The sequence below is a fragment of the Clostridium sp. genome (genome assembly GCF_026168755.1).
Lineage (GTDB): Bacteria > Bacillota > Clostridia > Clostridiales > Clostridiaceae > Clostridium.
In genome coordinates this window covers 1-3040 of record NZ_JAPFDR010000097.1, presented here as the reverse complement: position 1 = coordinate 3040, position 3040 = coordinate 1, and the positions used below count along the sequence as shown (strand labels likewise).

Annotated in this window: 5 protein-coding genes and 1 pseudogene; all 6 read right to left on the bottom strand. The window is 25.3% G+C overall.

Annotation, left to right across the window (positions count from 1 at the left end; genetic code table 11):
• Positions 1 to 689: pseudogene (locus Q0Y03_RS15315) on the bottom strand (ATP-binding protein); the annotation flags it as partial.
• 75 nt (positions 690 to 764) lie between these two features.
• Positions 765 to 1412 (bottom strand): hypothetical protein, encoded by a 648-nt coding sequence (locus tag Q0Y03_RS15310; RefSeq protein WP_055291679.1) that lies wholly within the window; start codon positions 1410 to 1412, stop codon positions 765 to 767.
• Positions 1413 to 1528: 116 nt separating this feature from the next.
• Positions 1529 to 1693, bottom strand: coding sequence for a hypothetical protein (locus Q0Y03_RS15305; RefSeq protein WP_156327837.1), 165 nt, complete (start codon positions 1691 to 1693; stop codon positions 1529 to 1531).
• Between the two features lie 70 nt (positions 1694 to 1763).
• Positions 1764 to 2423, bottom strand: coding sequence for a hypothetical protein (locus tag Q0Y03_RS15300; protein WP_297714649.1), 660 nt, complete (start codon positions 2421 to 2423; stop codon positions 1764 to 1766).
• A gap of 45 nt (positions 2424 to 2468) precedes the next feature.
• Entirely contained in the window at positions 2469 to 2741 is a 273-nt protein-coding gene (locus Q0Y03_RS15295) for a DUF5592 family protein (RefSeq protein ID WP_055276923.1), read from the bottom strand.
• The coding region (locus tag Q0Y03_RS15290; RefSeq protein ID WP_297714648.1) for a hypothetical protein at positions 2741 to 3040 on the bottom strand (300 nt) is incomplete at its 5' end. The genes Q0Y03_RS15290 and Q0Y03_RS15295, both read right to left, overlap by 1 nt.

The window sequence follows — 3040 nt, the reverse complement described above, 5'->3', positions numbered from 1 at the left end:
ATATTAAAAAGTACATTTCCACCAGTTCTAGTTGTCCCTAAATACATTCCTGTTGGATCACTTAACTCCGTAAAATGAAATGGATAACCACCACCTAAATAAATAGAAGGTATTGGTTCTCCAACTCTTTTATTTCTAAAATAACTTTGATTAGTTGCACTCTCAAATAATGATTTCCACTCATACTCTTGTTCATTAATTAATACTGCACCTCTATATCCTTTATTTTTTATAGCTTCTAATACTTCTTTAACTTTTATATCTAATTCTTCTAATGTTAAAGCTGATACATAATATCTAATAGTTACTAGCTTAATAACTTCTTCATGTTGAGTTATGTCATCTACTAACCCTTGTAGTTTTTCTACTTCGGCTGAAGCCTTTATCCTATCAATATTAGTTGCTGCATCATCTATTCTTGTATATTGCTCTGATATAGACCTTTCTATCTGCTCTAAGATTTTATTTTGATTTTCTGTTGAAATATCAACTGTTACTATTACATTTGATAAATCTGTTAAATCTTCAAGCCAAAAATTCTCTACTCTTGTTTTAAATTCATATATTCTTATACAACTCTCATATCCATCACCTTTTATTATTGCTCTATCTGAAAAGCTAATTCCACCTACTGGCTGAATAGCCTTTAATAAATATGGATTGTATTCTATCTTTTTTCTTAACGCCATATTCTCCACTCCATTCCTATTTTTAGTAAAATAAAAAGATACTAAATTTAATTAGTATCTTTTAAAAATCTCATTTTATTTTAAATTCTCAATTATTCCTCTAATATCAGCTTCTCTATATCTATTGTTTTCTGTTGTCCAAGCAACTGTCATATTCATTTTCTTTAATAATTCAATTAATTCATCAATATCTTCCACCCTTGCATTAGTATACATATATAATTTTCTAAGTGTTTTATCCTGAGGACTTCCTACAGATAATCTTTTTTCTCCTATTAATACAGTTTTATCAGCATCATCAATAATATTTAATCTGTTAACAATATTACGATTTTTTCTTAAAATTTCTATTTTCTCACTTATATTAGTTTCTTGTGGAATAGCTCCATTAAGCTGATAAAGAAAATTCATAAAATTAAAATCTCCACCTGTGTATTCTAATTGTAATTCTCTAATAAAACAATTTTTCATTTCTTTATCTATATAAGCCTTAAATATACCTTTCCTATGATTACCATATAATTTAATTTTTTTCATAACTTTTGTATTTCTCATATATAAGAATAGCATATCTTTAGATTCTTTATCTTCTTCTGATAAAAACATCATAAACAAAAATCTACCTTTACCCACTTTTAAATCAAATGCTAATGCTTTATCTAATGATTCTAAAGCTGAAATATACATATTGTTCAATCCACTAAAATCAAATTCTATTGCCATATATTAATCCGCCCCTAAAAATTATAAATTCATTAATTAATATTATAGCATAATTTGTAAATACCGTATTGTTCAATTTTGAAAGACCAAACTTCATTGTTTTATTTGCAATATATTTAATTTTTATTACTCATTACTTCTGTATTCCAATTTTCACAAAAGCTTTTAACTTTCTCTTCATCTTCAGAATAAAACTTAATATCATCATCAATCACTATATCTTCTTTTACATAGCATATTATACAAGTACCATCATTTTTATCTAATTGTGCAAAATACATAACTATTTATCCTCCTATTTATCCCATAATATTTTTTTATTTTTCATAACTACTCCCATATAGCTTTTATCTAGTTAATAAGTTTTGTGTTGGGGTTATTTAACTTAAATAATATTTTTAGCTTCTTTTCTACAGTTAATGGAATAAGTTGAACAGCTATATTTTGACTTCTAAATAATGTTCTCTTAATACTTTCCTTCTCTTCAGTATCTTTAATAAATATCATGATATAAAATTCTCTATTTTGTCTAGTTGATTCTAAGTACACCAGTTGTTCTAACTCTTCTATTAATTCATAATAATATTTTTTATTATCACACTCTTTTATTTTCTTCTTGATAAACTCTTGTTGCTTTAATGTATTAACTGGAAAATTCATAGTTATTAGTTTTATATCAAATGGATATGATCTTAAAAATGCTATAAAATTATATATATTCAGTGTGGTTTCAACATCAGTTAACGAATATATATCTTTACTATCAATTTGAAATATATCTAAATATCCATTTTTCATTATTATACTGTCGTCATCATCAACATCTACAAATCCTAATAAATCCTTAGTAGAAGCTAATACATCTTTGTTAGCTTTTCTTATTTCTTTTAACTCTAACTTTTTCTGTTTCTTTTCCTCTTTCTTTATCTTTTTTTCTTCTTTTGTTAGTTTTACTTTTATATTCTTTTTCTCCTTTTCTATTTTAATATCATCAAATTTTCTTACTACCACTTTTTAATTCCTCCCAAAATAATAGGAATGGTATTTCTACCACTCCTATTCTCTTATATAAGCTTTTCTGTTTCTAACTAAAGCATAATATATGCTTTGATACTTTCTTCTCTTTGGATTAATTGAACTATTACTCCTAAAATAAAGTCCCATAATAGCCATAAAAATATAATAAAAAGTTCTTAATGGAGGATATACTAAAAAATTTAATATCCATACAACACACATAAATATTCCCATAAAAACTAAATCAAAAACATATAAGTTTTTTGTTAATTTAACTGATGACGAAATTTCCTTTGGTAAAACGTATGCCATTATTTCTTCCTTCCTTTCTTGCCTTTATTTCTATTTTTAACATCCCATTTACTTGTAGTATTGTATCCTAAGCTATAAGCTCTATTAATGTTATCAACAAATCTTGAGCCTTGTACTTTATCTTTCATATATTGTCCAATGGTTCTATCTTCCATTTGTCCCTTAACTTCTTTTCTTCCAGCATTGTTATTTTCAGAGTTATTTTTATTATTTGTAGATTCATTACCTTTATTATTTGATACTACATTTGTTTTATCTTCAGTATTAGATTTTATCTCCTTAGTATTTATATTTTCTGT

What these genes read in the sequence shown, in the direction of transcription:
- Q0Y03_RS15310 (WP_055291679.1), bottom strand. Translation starts at nt 1,412, where the DNA reads ATGGCAATAGAATTTGATTTTAGTGGATTGAACAATATGTATATTTCA.
- Q0Y03_RS15295 (WP_055276923.1), bottom strand. Translation starts at nt 2,741, where the DNA reads ATGGCATACGTTTTACCAAAGGAAATTTCGTCATCAGTTAAATTAACA.
- Q0Y03_RS15305 (WP_156327837.1), bottom strand. Translation starts at nt 1,693, where the DNA reads ATGTATTTTGCACAATTAGATAAAAATGATGGTACTTGTATAATATGC.